At 72.0% G+C, this 16,558-nt stretch carries 13 protein-coding genes; 3 read left to right on the plus strand and 10 right to left on the minus strand.

What is annotated here, in order from left to right; genetic code table 11:
* Positions 1–33: 33 nt before the first annotated feature.
* From ACFYT4_RS03300 to ACFYT4_RS03310, 3 genes are all read right to left on the minus strand, one after another.
* Positions 34–2,214 (minus strand): MMPL family transporter, encoded by a 2,181-nt coding sequence (locus ACFYT4_RS03300; protein ID WP_389264738.1) that lies wholly within the window; start codon positions 2,212–2,214, stop codon positions 34–36.
* Between the two features lie 801 nt (positions 2,215–3,015).
* Positions 3,016–3,690 carry a response regulator gene (locus ACFYT4_RS03305; protein WP_389264739.1) on the minus strand — a complete coding sequence of 225 codons (675 nt, stop codon included), beginning with the start codon at positions 3,688–3,690 and terminating at the stop codon, positions 3,016–3,018.
* Positions 3,691–4,009: 319 nt separating this feature from the next.
* The gene (locus ACFYT4_RS03310) at positions 4,010–5,257 is read right to left on the minus strand and encodes a sensor histidine kinase (protein WP_389264741.1); all 1,248 of its coding nucleotides are present in this window, start codon (positions 5,255–5,257) and stop codon (positions 4,010–4,012) included.
* Positions 5,258–5,644: 387 nt separating this feature from the next.
* Between ACFYT4_RS03310 and ACFYT4_RS03315 the strand changes: the two genes are divergently transcribed.
* The 3 genes from ACFYT4_RS03315 to ACFYT4_RS03325 all read left to right on the plus strand — a co-directional run bounded on the left by ACFYT4_RS03315 (position 5,645) and on the right by ACFYT4_RS03325 (position 8,379).
* Positions 5,645–5,968 (plus strand): DUF427 domain-containing protein, encoded by a 324-nt coding sequence (locus tag ACFYT4_RS03315; RefSeq protein WP_389264743.1) that lies wholly within the window; start codon positions 5,645–5,647, stop codon positions 5,966–5,968.
* Between the two features lie 398 nt (positions 5,969–6,366).
* Entirely contained in the window at positions 6,367–6,825 is a 459-nt protein-coding gene (locus tag ACFYT4_RS03320) for a thiamine pyrophosphate-dependent enzyme (RefSeq protein WP_389264788.1), read from the plus strand.
* Between the two features lie 309 nt (positions 6,826–7,134).
* Positions 7,135–8,379, plus strand: coding sequence for a TetR/AcrR family transcriptional regulator (locus ACFYT4_RS03325; protein WP_389264745.1), 1,245 nt, complete (start codon positions 7,135–7,137; stop codon positions 8,377–8,379).
* Positions 8,380–8,757: 378 nt separating this feature from the next.
* Here ACFYT4_RS03325 and ACFYT4_RS03330 read toward each other — a convergent pair whose 3' ends face one another.
* Genes ACFYT4_RS03330 through ACFYT4_RS03360 form a run of 7 tightly spaced genes read right to left on the minus strand, consistent with a single transcriptional unit; the run spans position 8,758 to position 16,147 of the window.
* Positions 8,758–9,744: a LacI family DNA-binding transcriptional regulator gene (locus ACFYT4_RS03330; protein WP_389264747.1), complete on the minus strand. Its 987-nt coding sequence runs from the start codon at positions 9,742–9,744 to the stop codon at positions 8,758–8,760.
* Positions 9,745–9,769: 25 nt separating this feature from the next.
* A complete protein-coding gene (locus ACFYT4_RS03335; RefSeq protein WP_389264748.1) occupies positions 9,770–11,122 on the minus strand; it encodes an amidohydrolase family protein in 1,353 nt (450 codons plus the stop codon).
* Positions 11,123–11,131: 9 nt separating this feature from the next.
* On the minus strand, positions 11,132–12,232 hold the full coding sequence (locus tag ACFYT4_RS03340; protein ID WP_389264750.1) for an NAD(P)/FAD-dependent oxidoreductase: 1,101 nt from the start codon (positions 12,230–12,232) through the stop codon (positions 11,132–11,134).
* Positions 12,233–12,268: 36 nt separating this feature from the next.
* A complete protein-coding gene (locus tag ACFYT4_RS03345; RefSeq protein WP_389264751.1) occupies positions 12,269–13,414 on the minus strand; it encodes an ABC transporter ATP-binding protein in 1,146 nt (381 codons plus the stop codon).
* Positions 13,411–14,217: an ABC transporter permease gene (locus tag ACFYT4_RS03350; protein WP_389264753.1), complete on the minus strand. Its 807-nt coding sequence runs from the start codon at positions 14,215–14,217 to the stop codon at positions 13,411–13,413. Before ACFYT4_RS03350 ends, ACFYT4_RS03345 begins: the two co-directional genes overlap by 4 nt.
* Positions 14,218–14,219: 2 nt before the next feature.
* Positions 14,220–15,047, minus strand: a complete 828-nt coding sequence (locus ACFYT4_RS03355) for an ABC transporter permease (protein WP_389264755.1) — start codon at positions 15,045–15,047, stop codon at positions 14,220–14,222.
* A gap of 53 nt (positions 15,048–15,100) precedes the next feature.
* The gene (locus ACFYT4_RS03360) at positions 15,101–16,147 is read right to left on the minus strand and encodes a PotD/PotF family extracellular solute-binding protein (protein WP_389264756.1); all 1,047 of its coding nucleotides are present in this window, start codon (positions 16,145–16,147) and stop codon (positions 15,101–15,103) included.
* Positions 16,148–16,558 lie beyond the last annotated feature (411 nt).

The raw sequence follows: 16,558 nt of genomic DNA on the forward strand, positions 1-16,558 counted from the left end.
CGCGGTCGAGGGTGCGGACCGCTGCCGCGCCCCTCAGTTCTTCTCCAGAGCCACCTTCGGCAGCAGCCGCTCCAGCGGCGCCGGCAGCCACCAGGCACGGCGGCCCATCAGCTGCATCGCGGCCGGGACGACCAGGCAGCGGATGACGACCGCGTCGACGAAGATGGCGACCGCCATACCGAACCCGGTCTGCTGGAGCATCCGTTCGGAGCTGAGCATGAAGGCACCGAACACCACGATCATGATGGCCCCGGCGGCGCTGATGACCGATCCGGTGTGGGCCAGCCCCTCACGTACCGCGCGGCTGCCGTCCCGGGTGCGGACCCACTCCTCGTGGATACGGGACACCAGGAAGATCTCGTAGTCCATGGAGAGACCGAAGACGATGGCGAAGATCATCACGGGCAGATACGCCTCGATCGGACCGGGCTCCACACCGAACCAGCCGTGCTGGAACACCAGGGTGATCGCGCCGAGGGCGGCGCCGATGCTGAGCAGATTCAGCAGCGCGGCCTTCAGCGGGATCAGCACGGAACGGAACACGGTCATCAGCAGGACGACCGAGAGGCCCACGACGATGGTGACGAACAGGGGCATGCGGTCGGCGACCTTGGCGGAGTAGTCCTCGGCCGCGGCGGTCGATCCGCCGACCAGATAGTCGGCGCCCGTCCGCTCGGACACACCGGGCAGGACGTCGTCCCGCAGCTCGGTGACGAGATCGGAGGTGGCCTCGTCCTGGGGCGAGGAGTCCGGGAAGGCGACCATCGTCGCGACCCCGGGGTTCTCGGTGGGCACCGGCGGGGAGACCGCGTCGATGCCCGGAACCCCGCTGAGGACCCGGCCCGCCGCCCGGGCGGCCCCGGCCGCGTCCTTGCCCTCGGTGTCGTCGACCACCACGAGCAGGGGGCCGCTGAATCCGGGACCGAAACCGTCCGCCAGCAGGTCGTACGCCTGGCGGCTGGTGGTGTCGGGGGCGTCGCTGCCCGCGTCGGCGAAGCCGAGCCGCATCGAGAAAGCGGGCAGAGCGAGGGCGCCGAGGGTGGCGGCCGCGAGCAGCAGGGCGACCAGCGGCCGGCGCTGCACCATGGTGGCGAGAGCACGCCACCGGGTCCCCTCGGGCGCCCTGCCCTTCGCCGCCCGCCTGGCCGCGCGGGCGGTGAACTGGCGGGCGAACCGCTTGCCGAAGACTCCGAGCAGGGCGGGCAGCAGGGTCAGGGACGCGGCCATCGTCACCAGCACGGTGAGGGCCACGGACAGTGCCATCCCCTGGAGCGAACCGAGTCCGAGCGCGACCAGGCCGAGAAGGGCCAGAATGACCGTGCAGCCCGCGAAGAACACCGAGCGGCCCGCGGCGTCCAGGGCCGCCACCGTCGCCCGCTCCGGCGTCCGGCCGTCGACCAGTTCCGTCCGGTAGCGGGCGAAGATCAGCAGTGCGTAGTCGATACCGACGCCCAGACCGACGAGCATCATCACGAAGGGGGTGTAGTCGGCGATGGCGACCAGATGGGTGGCGACGACCATGACACCGACGGTGGTGCCCACGGCGAAGACCGCGGTGATGACGGGCAGTCCGGCGGCGATGACCGTGCCGAACATGAGGACGAGGATCACGAGGGCCGCGAGCAGCCCCGCGCCCTCGGCCGTGCCGCCGGCGCCCGCGGCGAGCAGCCTCGCCGCGTCACCGCCGAGTTCGACCTGGAGGCCGTCGCCGTCCGCCCGCTGGGTGACCTCGTGGATCAGCTCGCTGTCCGCCGTCGTCATCTCGGCGGACGGCACGTCCAGCATCACCGTCGCGTAGCCGATCGTGCCATCGGGCGCGATGGCGGCCGCGTCGTCGTAGAGGCTGCGCACCTGGGTGACCCGGGGCTGCTCGGCGACCTCCACGAGCATCTTCTCCACCCGCTGCTCGACGTCCGGCGTGCGCAGTCCGTCCTCGGCCCGGAGCACGACCTGAAGGGTGTCACCGGTGTACGCGGCTCCGTGTTCGGCCAGCAGATCCGCCGCGGCCTGGGATTCGGTGCCCGGCAGGGAGAAGTCCTCGCGGTAGTCGCTGCCGGTGGCCGAGGCGGTGGCCCAGACTCCGGCCATCACGACGAGCCAGAGGGTGAGGGCGAGCCGGCGGCGGCGGTGGGAGAAGGCGGCGAGGCGCGCGAAGACTCCTTCCTCGGACGGTGCGGTGGGCACGGCCTCCGCCGTCCCTCGGGTGGTGGTCATGTCGGTTCCCTTCATCTGTGGGCCCGCGTCTCATCCGTGGGCCCGCGTCCGCAGGCATGCATCCGGAACGCGGCGCGCGACACGGCGCGAAAGCGGCGGGCGGGGTGCGGTGAGGAGTGTCCGGACCGGCCGTACGGGGGCGGTACCGGCAGTGAGGCGGTACGGGTGCGGGGCGTCCGGGAACAGGCGGTACGGGCCCCGGCGAGCGCGGACGCGTCAGGACGGGGTTCGCGCGCCCGGGCCGCCGGCGGGCCGCTCCGGTCGGCCGGGGTGCCACGCGGCCCGTGTCCGCCGAGTGGCCGTACGGACGGGAGCGGGCGGGATGCCCGGGTCAGCTACCGGAACACGGGGCCGTGGGCGCGGTGGCCGTGCCGGATCCCCTCCGGGCGGGTGGGCGGTGCGTTCCGGCGGACGCGTGTCCGGCCGGGGGCGAGGTGCCCGGGGAACGGCGGCGGCCCGAGCGACGGGACGGCCGCCGGGGCGGTGAGAGATGTGCCGGTGCGCCGTAGCGGGGCGGGTCTGCCCGTCGGCCGGGCGGACATCGGCGGGCGGATTCGGTGTGGTGTGCGGTCACACCCCCACAGTGGCCGGTGGACCGGGCCCGTCGCGTCGGCCACCGGATGTCACTGCGGGTACGTCCTGCGGGGTGGCTACCCCTGAGTCGTACACCCCAGGTTGGCCGCCCGGACGCAACCCGCGCCCGGAGGCGTTCCCGGCCCGGAGGCGTTCCCGGCCCGGGGCCCGGCCCGAAGCCGTGGGTCCGAGAAGCTCGCGCCGCGGGCCGGGAAACGGAAGAGGGGGTCAGCCGAGCCAGCCGGGCGTGACGAGCCCGGTCTCATAGGCGACGACGACCAGTTGCGCGCGGTCGCGGACCGCGAGCTTGGACAGGATGCGGCTGACATGCGTCTTGGCGGTGGAGGGGCTGAGCACCAGCCGCTCGGCGATCTCGTCGTTGCTCAGACCCGCGCCGACGAGGCCCAGGACCTCGCGCTCCCGGCCGGTGAGGGTGTTCAGCCGGGGACCCGGGTCCGGCAGCCTGACCCGCCCGGCGAATTCGGCGATCAGCCGCCGTGTGACCGACGGGGCGATCAGGGCGTCGCCGCGGGCACAGACCCGGATGCCGTGCAGCAGCTCCATGGGCATGGTGTCCTTCACCAGGAAGCCGGAAGCGCCCGCGCGCAGCGCGTCGTAGACGTAGTCGTCCACGTCGAAGGTGGTCAGGATGACCACGCGGACACCGCCGAGCCGCTCGTCTCCGACGATGCGGCGGGTGGCGGCGAGGCCGTCCTCCCCGGGCATCTGGATGTCCATCAGGACGATGTCGGGGAGCAGTTCGGTCGCCAGACCGACGGCTTCGGTGCCGTTCGACGCCTCCCCCACGACCTCGATGTCGTCCTCGTCCTCAAGGATCGACCGGAATCCGGCCCGTACGAGCCTCTGGTCGTCGGCGAGAAGCACTCTGATAGGCGCGTTCATGGGCCCAGCCTAGGAGGTCGTGTCGTCGGAGTCCCGTCTGCCCGGCGGGGTCCGGCACACGCGCTCTCCCCCGTAGCCCTGCGGGCACGGGTGGGCCTCCTGCGTTGCCGCCGGTGGCCCCTACGGCCTGCGGCCGGGGTGGGGATCCGCCCGGTGCGGAGGCAGGGGGACCGCCCCCACCGCAGGGGTCTGCCCCGGAGCTTCGCCCGGGAGGCACCCCCGTCCTCCGCCTTGTGATCGCACCCACCGGACCCCTCCGGGCGGACGCCGCCGCTGCGACGCCGCTCCCGGGCGAGGCGCCCGCGAGGGCCCCGGGTGTTCAACGGGCCCGGGCATTCGGTTCGGTGGCGGCCGGGGGCCGGCCGGGGCGCGCTCCCACCGGGTGCTCCGCGGTGTGCGGGGACCGGCCGTCGAGCGGCAGCCGGACGGCGACCCGGAATCCCGTGTCCGCGTTGCCCGCGGTCAGTTCGCCGCCGAGTGCTCTCGCGCGCTCGGCCATGCCCGCGATGCCGCTGCCGCCGGTGCGGGTGCCGCCGACCGCGCCCCGACCGTCGTCGTCGATGCGCAGGCGCAGTCCGTCGGGGGCGTAGGCGACCTCGATACGGACCTCGTCCGCCCGGGCGTGACGGGTGACGTTGGTCAGGGACTCCTGGACGATGCGGTAGGCGGCCAGGGATATCTGCGCCGGGAGGTCGCGCGGGGTGCCCGTGGTGTCGACGGTGACCCGCAGGCCCGCCGCGGAGGCGCGGTCCGCCAGCTCGCCGAGGCGGTCGAGCCCGGCGACCGGGGAGGTCGGCGCCGCCTCGTCCACCTGGCGCAGTACGCCGAGGGTGGCGCGCAACTCCCGCAGGGCCTCGCGGCTGGTGTCGTGGACGAGCTGGAGGCCGGACACCAGCCGTTCGGTGTCGTCGGGGCGTTTGATGTTGCGGTGCAGGGTGGCGGCCGACTGCACATTGATGAGCGAGATGTGGTGACCGAGGACGTCGTGCAGCTCACGGGCGATGCGCAGCCGCTCCTCGACGGCGGACTGGCGTGTGCGGGCGTCGCGTTCGCGCTCGGCGGCCAGCGCGCGCTGCTCCACCTCGGCCTGGTACGCCTGCCGGACCCGCATCGCGTGACCGAAGGCGACGACGCTCAGGAACCAGCCGCTGAGCAGGGCGAGGGAGATGTTGTCGACCTTGCGGGCACCGCCGTCGGCGATGAACTCCCCGTAGGCCACGGCGAGCAGCATCACCGCCCCGAGGGCCACGACGGCCGTCATCCCGGCGCGGGCGACGTTGTACAGCGAGACCATGAAGACGATCATCGGGGACGGGCCGTCGACCTCGGTGATCACGTAGTAGCCGATGGCCGCCACCATCGTCACCACGCCCACGGGCACGGGGCGGCTGTAACGGAACCCGAGGACGAGCCAGCCGACGAGGGCGAGGGACCAGCCCAGCACGGTCCGCCAGGTGGTGCCCGCGTCGTCGCCCAGACCCCGCAGCACGCAGTCGGCGGCCAGTGCGACACCGCAGGCCACCACCACCTTGTCCGGCCGGTACTCCTTGAGGGGAGACGTCAGCATCCGACCAGGGTACCGGCCGCCCCGATCGTGACGGGGGCTCCGCGTACCGGACGGATTCCGCCCCGCGGGTGGTCCGGTCCCGTGGGCACCGCGGGCACCGCACCGCGCGATGGCAGGGGGCGCGGCGGGGCCGGAGCCGGGTTCGGGCGGGACCGGGCCGGCGCCGAAGCCGCGGTGCTGCCGTCCGAGCCGTATGTCCTCTTCTTCGGCGGTGGTCCGGGCGACCACGCGCAGGCACACGGCGGTGAGAGCCGTCCGGACATCATGGCTCCGGTGCCGGGTGCGCGGCCGTGATCGAGACGGAGCCGGGATCGACCTGAGCGGATGTGCGCCGGAGCGCCGGCACGGGCCGGGAACAAGCAACCGCCCCGGGACGCTGACACGGGTATGACTTCTGGACACCGCATCACCGTCGAACAGGGCAGCGAGCATGTGCGCGTCGTACGGGACGGGCAGCTGCTCGCCGAGAGCAGGCGGCCCCTCGTGCTGCGTGAGACGGGCTGTCCGGTCCGTTACTACCTGCCTCCCGAGGACGTGAGGACCGAACGTCTGACCCGCTCCGAGACCCACACCCACTGCCCCTTCAAGGGAGACGCGGACTACTGGTCGGTGCCCGGCGCCGACGATCTCGTCTGGGCGTACCCCGACCCGAAGCCGGCGGTGGCGCAGATCAGGGACCACTTCTGCTTCTACGACACCGAGGTCGTCTGACCGGTACCGCCACGGGCCCGGGGGTGCCCCGGGCCCGCGTGGCGCGGAGCCCGGGTCGCCGGACCCCCGGCACCGAGCCCGTGAGCCGTCGCGGTCGTAACCCCGTGGTCATGAGTCCCGCCCCGGCCCCCGCACACGTTCTCCCGTGTGCGGGGGCCTTTGCCGTCGTACGGGGTCGACGCAGCCGTGCCGTTGGACATGCGTACCACCCGGCGGGGTGCGAAGTGACCGTTCCGTAGGCCGATGGCGGGAACCCCGCCCGCGGGCGGGATCCGCCTCCCCCGTACCGGGGTGCCGGCGGGACGGTCGGCATCCGGGCCGCGCTGCGCGGGCTCGAAGCGGCGTTCCCCGCCGACCGTACGCTCGTACTCGACGGCGGGAGGTTCTTCCTGGAGTCCATCGCGACTCTCCGCTGCCCGGGACCGTCCTCGTACGTCCACACCCTGAACTTCGGTTCCCTCGGCCTCGGGATGGGCAGCGCGGTCGGCGCGGCCTGCGCGGCACCGGAGCGGCCCACGCTGCTCGTCACCGGGGACGGCGGCTTCATGATGGGCGGGCTCACCGAGTTCACCACCGCCGTACGCCATGGCCTCGACCTGGTGGTCGTGGTGCTCGACGACGGGGCCTACGGCGCCGAGCACATCCAGTTCCGCGGGAAGGACATGGATCCGGCGATCTCCACCTTCGACTGGCCGGACCTCGGTCCCGTCGCCACCGCGCTCGGCGGCCGGGGCCTCACCGTCCGGGACACCGCGGGACTGGACCGCGCGCTCGCCGCGCTTCCCGGCCGCGACCGTCCCGTCCTCATCGATGTGAAGCTCGATCCCGACCGTGTTCCCGGTGTCCGCCACCACTGATCTCGGCTCTGTCGGGGATCGTGGATCTGTCGGGGTCAGCCGTTGGCGGTTCGCGTTCGGTGTTCACGTTGACGGTGGTGAGCACGTGCCCATCCTGTCGGCGCCGCCCGTGGGCCCGAGGCGGAACCAGCTGAAAAGCACCTGCTGATCCCGGACGGCGCGGATGACGGCCGGACGGGTCCGCGCCGGCCGTGGTCCCGCGCCGCCCGGCCGTCGGATGTACGCCCGCCGTTAAGTGAAGGTATGTTCAGGACTGGTGGACGCGCCGGGCGCACGGGGACCGGCGCTGTGACATGAGGCTGGAGCGGTATGACCGAGAGCGGGCCCGGAGCCCCGACCGGAACTCCCACCCGGGGCGGGAGGACCCCCGAGCGCGCCCGGCGGCCGAAGGACCGGCGGGCCACGATCGAGAGGATCGCGGCGGAGTTGTTCGCCGAGCGCGGGTACTCGGCGACCGGGGTGGGGGACATCGCCGACCGGGTCGGGGTGACACCGGGCGCCATCTACCGGCACTTCAGCGGCAAGGACGATCTGCTGCGGCACATCCTCGAAGGCGCGCTGGCCGACTTCACCGCCGCGGCGACGCCCGGCCCCGAGGCCGGAACCGCCCCCGAGGAGCGGCTGGAGGCGGCGGTACGCGGCAATGTCGAGCTGACGCTGTCCGAGCCGTCGCGGACCGCCACCTACCTCCAGGAGTGGCACTCGCTGTCCGAGGCGGCCAGGGAGGAGCTGCGTACGGGGGAACGGCGGCTGACGCGGGTGTGGGAGAAGACGATCCGCGAGGCCCGCCCGACCGTCTCCCACGGGGACGCGGTGACCCGGCAGCGAGCGGTCAACGGCGTACTGGGGCGGCTGGCGCGGCGGCCCGACGCGCTCCAGCGCCCGCGCGCCAGGACCCTGCTGACGGGCTCCCTGCTGGCGCTGCTCCTCGCCCCGGCGGACCGCTCCGCCGCCTTCACCGCGCCCGGTCCGCGCCGGAGCTGGGCCCCTCCCCGCTCCCGGCGCCAGGAGATCCGCGACGCCGCCGCTTCGCTGTTCCGGCAGTACGGCTACCACGGCGTCGGCATCGACCAGATCGGCAAGGCGGCCGGGATCTCGGGCCCCACGGTGTACGGGACGTACACGAGCAAGGCGGAGATCCTCGTCGACGCCTGCGACCACGCGGTCGCCAAGCTGGAAGTGGCCATCGAGCGGGCCATGGAGGAGGCGCGCGGCCCGCGGGAGGCGCTGAGCCTCGCGGTGGGCGCGTATGCCGCGGTCGCGTTCGCCGACGCGGACATCGTCGCCGTCAACACCCGGGAGGTCGACGCCCTGCCCGCGGGCGACCGCGCCCGCATCAGCCGCCGCAGGTCGGCGATCCGCCAGGTGCGCGGCGCGGTGCTGGCGCAGGTGCGCCCGGATCTGGACGAGCACGAGGCCCGGGTCCTGCTCGTCTGCGCCGACGCGGCCGTCCAGGAGATGGCGCTGGTACGCCGGAACCGCACGTCCGTCGCCGCGGCCACGGATCTCGCCCTGAGGTTCCTCCTCGGGGGCCCGCCCGGGGCCGGCCGGTGACCTGAGCCGGAGATCCGCCGCCTGCTGCCGGCGGATCTCCGGCTCAGGTCCCCGGTCCACGCAACCGCAGAACGCTTCCGGGTGCGGGCCGCGACCGGGCCGTCGGCCGACCGCCGACCGCCGCGAGGAGCGGGCCGATCCGAGTCGGGGACGGCGGCGGGGGCCGGCGCCGTCATGCGCCCGCGGACAGAGACCCGGCTCGGCGGTCACCGGCGCGCGTTCGCCTGCTCCGGGCCGTCGAAACGCGCCGCTCCCGAAGAACGCCGGTACCCCGCCCGCGCTCCGGGACCGGGCGATTCACTCCGCTCCCCCGCGGGCGGGCGGGGGAACGCGCCCTGCGCGGAGACGACGGTCCTTGTCGCGGAATCCCCCTCCGGCTCACCCGCTCTCGCCGCAGGAGGTGCGGGCGACGAGCTTCGGCTCGAACCGGACCTGCACCGGCCGGTCGGGATTCTCGACGATGAGGTCGGCTGCGCGCTGCCCCATCCGGTACGAGGGTTGCGCGATCACCGTGATGCCGAGGGCCGGACCCCAGGAGAAGTCGTCCATCGTGAGGAAACCGATGTCGTCCGGGATCGCGAGCCCGCGGGCGGACAACGCCGAGTGGACGGCAACCGTGCGGAGGCCGGTGAGGCAGACGATCGCGTCCAGGGGGGCGCGGCGGGCCAGCAACGTGTCCACGGCCTCACCGGTCTCCGCGTTGGCGGCCACCGCCGTGACGGCGTCCTCGGGCAGCGGCAAGCCCGCCTCGGCGAGCCCTTGCCGCAATCCCTCGGTGCGTCCGAGCTGGGACGGCCGGGTTCCGGAGGTGACCACCCCGATCGACCGACGCCCGCACGAGATCAGGTGCTCGGCCATCATCCGGCCGGCCGCGATGTTGTCCAGACTGACCGAGTGCAGGCCGGGCGGCGGGTCCGGCACCGACCGCGCGACGATGACACACGGGGTTCCCCCCACGGCCATCCTGCGCGTCCTGTCGTCGGTGGACTCACTGGCGGTGACGATCAGCCCGCGCACCCGCTGCTCGTCCATGGCCTGGATCTGCGCGAGCTCGCGGTCGGGACGCAGGAAGGTGTTGGCGAACATGACCAGGCTGCCGTTGGCGGCGGCCACCTCGTCGATCCCGCGGATCAGATCGAGGTAGAACGGGCTGCTGAGATCGCCCATGACCACCCCGACCGTGCTGGAACGCCCGGCGAAGATGCTCTTGGTGAGGGCGTTCGGCGAGTATTCGAGCCGGGTGACCGCGTCCCACACCCTGGTCGCGGTCGCCTCCCTGACGGCGCCACCGTTGAGCACCCGCGAGACCGTCGCCACCGATACCCCTGCCGCCGCCGCGACGTCGCCGATGGTTGTTCGCTTCACCGTCTGTCCCTTCCCTCCGCTCCGGTCAGACGGTGGCACGCCGGCCGCCGCGGACAACGATCTCACCGCCGATGATGACAGTGTGAACCCGTGGCAGCTCTGCCGGGTCGGTGAGTACGAGGTCGGCGACCGCGCCCGGTGTGACGCGGCCCCGCCGTGGTGCCACTCCGGGGATGGCGTCGGCGACGTTGGCGGTGGCCATGGCGACCGCCGCCGGCAGGCGCACCACGCCGGCCTTGGTGGCGCGGTCGATCGCGAGCAGGATCGGGTCGTGGTGGCCGCCCGCGTAGTCGGTCGAGATCGTGTCGACGAGCCCGGCCGCGAACATGGCGTAGAGCAGCTCCGGACCGGTCGTGAGCCGCCGCGCGCCGAAGGTGTCGAGGGTGGAGACGTCCACGATCGCACCCAGCTCCTTGAGCCGTTCGGCGTGTTCCAGGGCCTCGCGCAGCTCGAAGCTCGAATGGTTGGAGTGCCCGGCGATGAGCCGCACGCCGGTCCTGGCGATCGCGGCGACCTGCGTCATCGACGCGGCCGCGTTGTGCACCAGCACCGGCACGCCGGCCCGGTGGGCGTACTCCGCGGCTTCGCCGAGTCCCTGCAAGGCGATGTCGAAGGCGGGCAGAACGATGTCCGAGACGATGTCGCGGATCTCCTCGACCGACAGCTTGCCGGCCAGCCCCGCCGCCACCAGCGCCTCCTCTACCGTGTCACGGTCGAACGACGAGGCCGAGATGTGCCGGCCCAGCACGGAGATCTTCAGGGCGTCCGCCTGCCGGGGCGCGATCGTCACCCCGGTGCGCCGGGCCACCTCGGCCGGAATGTACATATAGCTCGCCCCGCCGCCGCCCAGGGTGTGCCCGGCGCCGATCTCACCGAGGGCGACGGCGCCCGCGCCGACCGCCCGGCGCGCGGTGAACGCGCGGTTCTCGTCGGTGAGCCCCCCGCCGTCGGCGATGGTCGCCGCCCGCAGGCAGGCCGGGGTGTTGCAGGAGGCCAGTCTGACGGTGACCGGGTGGTCCTCGTCGGTCCTCGCGACCGCCTCGGCCGTGACGAAGCCGTCGACGCAGAGCACGGTGGTCGTCCCCTCCAGCAGGTGCCGGTCGAGGTTGGCGACCACCTGCCCGGGTGGGAGTCCTTCGTGGCCGCTGGGGAAGAGCGGGCCGTACGCGGTGCCGTGGGTGTGGTTGTTGATCAGACCAGGAAGGGCGAGAGCGCCCGCGGCCTCGACGATCTCGTCCACTGTGCCGTAGGTTTCCGCGGGCCTGGTGGGCACGATCTCGCGGATCGTGGCTCCCTGGACCACGATGTCGACCCCGTGCCGGAGGTCGCTGCCGGTGCCGTCGACGAGATCGCAACCGTGCAAGACAGTCGTACGCACAACGTCTCCTCAGAATCGCTCGAAGCGGAACGCGGCCAGCTCCCCGGCGCGGTCCTCACCCAGTACCTCGGCCGCGACGAGGGCGCCGGCGTACACGCTCAGCGTGGCGCCGCTGTGGGAGACGGCGAAGTGGAAGTTGGGCAGTCCGGGTGCCCGGCCCAGTACCGGCAGGCCGTCACCGGGGATCGGCCGCTCGCCCACCCGCACGCTTTCCACGCTCGCCGCGCGGAGTCCGGGGTAGAGCGCGCGTCCGGCCTCCATCAGCGTCTCGACCGCGGTCTGATCCACACTGATCTCTCCGGTGTCGGAGACCCGAGCCGCACCATCGATGTCGTGAGTGTGCAGGAGCAGCCTTCCGGCGCCGTCCGGCCGCAGGTGGACATGGGGGGCGTGGACGACGCGGGACGTGGAGACCGCGACCGGTGACGTGTAGACGAGGACACCGCGTGTGTTGCGCATGGGCAGGTCCAGCCCGGCGAGGCCCGCGATGTGGTCGGCCCGCGGGCCGGCGCAGTCGACCACCGCGTCGGCGGGCAGTCGTCGCCCGGAGGCGAGTCGGACCGAGCGCACCAGGCCGCCGGACACGTCGATTCCCGTGACCGCGTCGTGCCAGATCCGCTCCCCGTCCACGGTGGACAGCAGGTGGGCGATCAGCCGGGTCGGTTCGATCCAGCCTTCGGCCGGAAAGTAGGCGATCTCGTCGGCCGGCAGTCCGGCGGGGTTCATATCGGGTTCAAGGCGCAGCGCCTGTGCGCGCGTGAGCCATCGTGCCTCGTATCCGTAACCCGACACGGTGGCGACCTTCCGGCGCAGCCGCTCACCTGCGTCGTCGTCGCCGCCCCATTCCAGATTCCCGCCCTCGTGATACCAGTCGCTGCCGGGCACATCGCGCGCCAGCTTCTGGTGTGCCTCCATCGAGGCGACGCTGAGATCGTGGTAGGCCCGTGGCTGCTTGCCGCAGGAGTTGGTCCACGAGAAGGTCGCCCCCGATGTGCCGCCCGCCGGTGCGCTCGCGTCGACCACCGTGACGCGGGCGCCGCGCCGCGCCAGTTCGGCACTCACCGCGGCACCGTAGACACCGGCACCGACGACAACGACGTCCTCAACCATGTGGATTCCTCTTCTCTCGTTCTCTCGCTGGGGATTTCAGTGGCCTGCGGGCAGCGCGTGAGCGGCGCCCGGGGGAACGGAAACGGCGATCTCGTCGCCGGGTGCGGGCAGACGGAGCGCGCCCGGATCGGGCACGGAGACCCGGAGCCGGACCGATCCGGTGATCTCCAGGACGACGGTGGCGAGGCTGCCTTCGTTGACGATCTCGACCACCCGGCCCGCGATCGACGTCGCGGCACCCGCGTTACCCGCAGTACCCGCGGTACCCAGGCGGAGTGCTTCCGGCCTGAGCAGGACCTGGACCGCCTCACCCTCGGCGACTGTTCCCGCGTGCCGTGCGCGCAGTGTGTCCGACGTGGACAGCCGAACGGTGCATCCGTCCTGTCCGGCTTCCGTGCACACGCCGGGTACCAGGTTGGACTGACCGATGAATCCGGCCACGAACGCGTTCACCGGTTCCCGGTAGATCGTGTCGGGGGTGTCGAGCTGTTCGACGCGGCCGGCCCGCATCACCGCGATCCGGTCGCTCATCACCAGCGCTTCGGTCTGGTCGTGGGTCACGAAGATCGAGGTGGTCCCCAGTTCGCGCTGCAGGTGCTTGATCTCCAGGCGGAGCTGTTCGCGCAGCTTGAGATCCAGATTGGACAGGGGCTCGTCGAACAGCAGCACCTTCGGCTGCACCACGATGGCCCTGGCGAGGGCGACGCGCTGCTGCTGCCCGCCGGAAAGCCGGCCGGGCATCCGTTCCTCGTATCCGGCGAGGCCGACACGGTCGAGCGCGCCCGCCACACGCACCCGGATATCGGCTTTCGGGCACTTGCGCATCCGCAGTCCGTAACCGACGTTCTGACCGACGGTCAGATGCGGGAACAGCGCGTACTGCTGGAAGACCATCGCGGTATCGCGCCGGTCCGGCGGCAGTCGGTGGACGTCCTGGCCGTCGAGCAGGATCCGCCCGCCGTCCGGCGTCAGAAAGCCCGCGACCATGTTCAGCGTCGTCGTCTTCCCGCAGCCCGACGGTCCGAGCAGGGTCAGGAACTCGCCGGGGCGCACATCGAGATCGAGGTCGTCCACGGCCACCGCCGAACCGAACTGCTTGCGGATACCCCGGAGGGTCACGGCGTAGCCGCCGGAACCCGCTCGCGTGGCCGGCTCCTCGGCGGCGTCTACTCGTGCGGTCACTTGGTACCTCCGTGGATGAACTCGGTCAGGCGGACGAACCGGGACGCCACGCCCGCGATGACACAGATGCCGACCACACTGGTCACAGCGACACAAGCCAGGGTCGGCGAGTACTGGTACTCCATGTACTGCAGGAGCCGGATGGGCAGCGTGGTCGCGTCCCGCGACGTGAGGAACAGCGAGAGTTCGACGTTGTTGAACGACACGATGAAGGCGAACAGCGCCCCGGCGAACATCCCCGACCGCATCAGCGGCAGCGTGACGGTGGTGAACGCGCGCCACGGCGAGGCGCCGAGATCACGGGCGGCACGCTCCCACAGCGGGTTGACCCCGAGCAGACTGACGCCCACCGTGCGGAGCACGAACGGGATGCCGATGAGCGCGTGGGTCGACACCAGCAGTACCGGGCCGATGAACCCGCGTGCACTGAGCATCGAGATCAGTTGGACCACGGAGAGGCTGATCACGATCTCCGGCAGCAGCAAGGGGCTGGCGAGGAATCCCTCAAGCGCGGCACGGCCCCGGACCGGGCCACGCGACAGGGCATACGCCGCGGCCGTGCCCACCACCAGCGCGCATACCGCGGAACCCAGCGCGATCTCGGCGGACAGGGCCATGGGCATCAGCCATTCGCGGGTCAGCGCGGACTCCCACCACCGCAGCGAAAGCCCGCTCGGCGGGAAGGCGGGGTAGGTGTCCGGCTGGACGGAGGTCCAGAGCACGACGGCCATCGGCACAGCCACGAAGGCGAGCACCAGCGCGAGCAGTACGGTGCGCAGCAGCAGCCACGGACGGAAACGCATCGTCACATCCCCTTCCGCGACCGGCGGCCGGCCAGCAGCAGCGCGGACACCGTGACGGCACCCACCACCAGGATGACCACCGAGACCGCCGCCGCCTGCCCCCATTCGAGGCTGACCACCATGTGGTCGCGAACCAGGGTCGCGAGTGTCTGCACCCGACCGCCGCCGAGCACGGCGGCGGCGGCGTAGGCGCCGAGGCTGATCGCGAACGTCAGCATGAATCCGGCGATCAGGCCGGGCCGGATCAGCGGCAGCGTGATCCGGAGGAAGGTGCTGACGGGCCCGGCGCCGAGGTCGCGGGACGCGCGTTCCAGGACGGGATCGACGCTCTGCACGCTCGACATCGCGGTGAACACGGCGAACGGCAGGAGCACGTGGACGAGTCCGGCGATCACCGCGAACTTCGACCCGATGAACGCGACCGGCGAGCCGGTCAGCCCGGTCCAGAGCAGAATCTTGTTCACCAGGCCGTCACCTTGCAGGAGCACGAGCCAGCCGTAGGTGCGCACCACGACACTCGACACCAGGGGCGACACGACGACGAGCAGGACGAGCGTGCGCCACCGCGATCCGGACCGGACGATGAAGTGCGCGACCAGGAGCCCCGCGGCTGAGCACACCACGCCCACCACGACCGAGATCCAGACGGTGTCCCACAACACCGATCGGAAGTAGTCGTCGCGGAAGAGGCTGCCGTAGTTCGCGGTAGTGAGCGGGCCGGTCACCGCGGCGCCGTCATAGGTCAGCACGCTGCTCGCGAGCAGGATCGCGGTCGGGATCGCGAAGACGGCGAGGACCCACACCGTCGCGGGCAGACTGAGCCACGGCAACCGGGACCGCTTCCGCGCCGGCGTGTGTGCGGGCGAACTCGCCACAGCCGCCGTCATCGCACGGCCTCCGCCCATTGCCGGCCCCAGGCCGTGCGGTTCCGCGTGATCGTTTCCGGGTCGGCGATCTTGATCTTGTCGAGCTTCTCGGCCGTGGTGATGTGCTTGGCGGCGAAGTCCGCGGGGAATTGCAGGCCGGTGACCGCGGGCCCGACGTTGTAGGCAAGCGCCCAACGCCGCTGCACCTCACCGGAAAGCCAGTAGTCGATGAACTTGTAGGCGGCGTCCTTGTTCGCCGCACGGGCCGGAATACCGAGAGAACCGAGCGAGGCGTATGAACTCTCACTCGGCACCGTGTAGTCGTAGTCGGTGGTCCTGGCGTAGATCGCGGCGCGGCCGTCCAGGTAGGGGAAGAGCGTTGCGGTGCCCTTCTCCATGTAGGGCACCGCCCCCGCCGAGGCCTGCGGAGTGGCGAGGGCGTATTTCGCCAGCTCCTTGATCCGGGCGAAGCCGGGTTCGGTGTTGGTGATCCCCCCGCCGTCCAGCTCGGCGGCGCTGAGCATCGCGTACACCCCGAGGATGTTGGCGGGGTTGAAAATGAGGGTGCCCGAGCGGTACTTCGGGTCCCACATCGCCTGCCAGCTCGTGGGCGGCTTCGGGAAGAGCGATCGGTGGTACATCAGCACGACCTGCTGAACGTCCTGGATCGCACCGACGCCGTAGGTCTTCTCCCGCAGTTTCCGCGGCACGCGGGCCAGATTCGGCACCTTTTCCGTTGTCACCGGAGCGAGCAGACGGTCCCGGCTGCCCTGATACAGCTCAAGGCTGGTCATGACGGCGAGATCGAAACCTGGGTCGCCATTGGCGGCCCTGATGGCCGCGTACTGTTCCGACGCCGACCCGGCGGCCGTGTACTTGATCTTGATGCCGGTCTTCTCCGTGAACGGCTTGGCGATCTCCTTCTCGAAAATGTCCTGATACTCGGCGCCGTATCCCTCGATGACCAGCTCATCAGCCGCGCCGCCGCCCGTACTCGTCGACGCACAGGCGGCCAGCGTCGCGGTGAGTCCGAGCGCGAGCGCCAGGCAGGCGAACTTCTTCATGGCAGCCCCACCTCCAGGATGTAACTAGTTACATTCACTAGTGGCAAACTGAAGCACGCGACCCTGCGGCCAGTCAATGGCTTGTTCTCGCCTCAATGCCGGAGGCGAGCCCGGCGGCGACCCGGTCGGGGAGCCGGGCGGCGCGCGGATCGGCCGGAGGCCGCCCGCCCATCACGAGAACGCGCACCGGCCCGGCCGACGGACACACCCGTCGGCCGGGCCGGTGCGCGGCCCGGGTGCCCCCGGGCCCGCTCGTTCGGATCCTGCCGGGCTCGCGTGCCCTGGCACCGCGAGCCCACCAAGAGCCATCAGAAACGGCCTAGGGCGTGTATCGAAAGTAGCGCCGTCCGCCCGGAGGGCGGGGCCTGCGGCGTCCGGTGCGTGCAATCGCAAGGCGGAGGGTCGCCCTCG

It is taken from the genome of Streptomyces sp. NPDC004609 (genome assembly GCF_042873655.1).
Taxonomy (GTDB): Bacteria; Actinomycetota; Actinomycetes; order Streptomycetales; family Streptomycetaceae; genus Streptomyces.

Excerpts from the sequence above, each read along its gene's own strand:
- ACFYT4_RS03350 (WP_389264753.1), bottom strand. The coding sequence starts at position 14,217 with ATGCGTTTCCGTCCGTGGCTGCTGCTGCGCACCGTACTGCTCGCGCTG.
- ACFYT4_RS03300 (WP_389264738.1), bottom strand. The coding sequence starts at position 2,214 with ATGACCACCACCCGAGGGACGGCGGAGGCCGTGCCCACCGCACCGTCC.
- ACFYT4_RS03305 (WP_389264739.1), bottom strand. The coding sequence starts at position 3,690 with ATGAACGCGCCTATCAGAGTGCTTCTCGCCGACGACCAGAGGCTCGTA.
- ACFYT4_RS03325 (WP_389264745.1), top strand. The coding sequence starts at position 7,135 with ATGACCGAGAGCGGGCCCGGAGCCCCGACCGGAACTCCCACCCGGGGC.
- ACFYT4_RS03340 (WP_389264750.1), bottom strand. The coding sequence starts at position 12,232 with ATGGTTGAGGACGTCGTTGTCGTCGGTGCCGGTGTCTACGGTGCCGCG.
- ACFYT4_RS03310 (WP_389264741.1), bottom strand. The coding sequence starts at position 5,257 with ATGCTGACGTCTCCCCTCAAGGAGTACCGGCCGGACAAGGTGGTGGTG.
- ACFYT4_RS03315 (WP_389264743.1), top strand. The coding sequence starts at position 5,645 with ATGACTTCTGGACACCGCATCACCGTCGAACAGGGCAGCGAGCATGTG.
- ACFYT4_RS03360 (WP_389264756.1), bottom strand. The coding sequence starts at position 16,147 with ATGAAGAAGTTCGCCTGCCTGGCGCTCGCGCTCGGACTCACCGCGACG.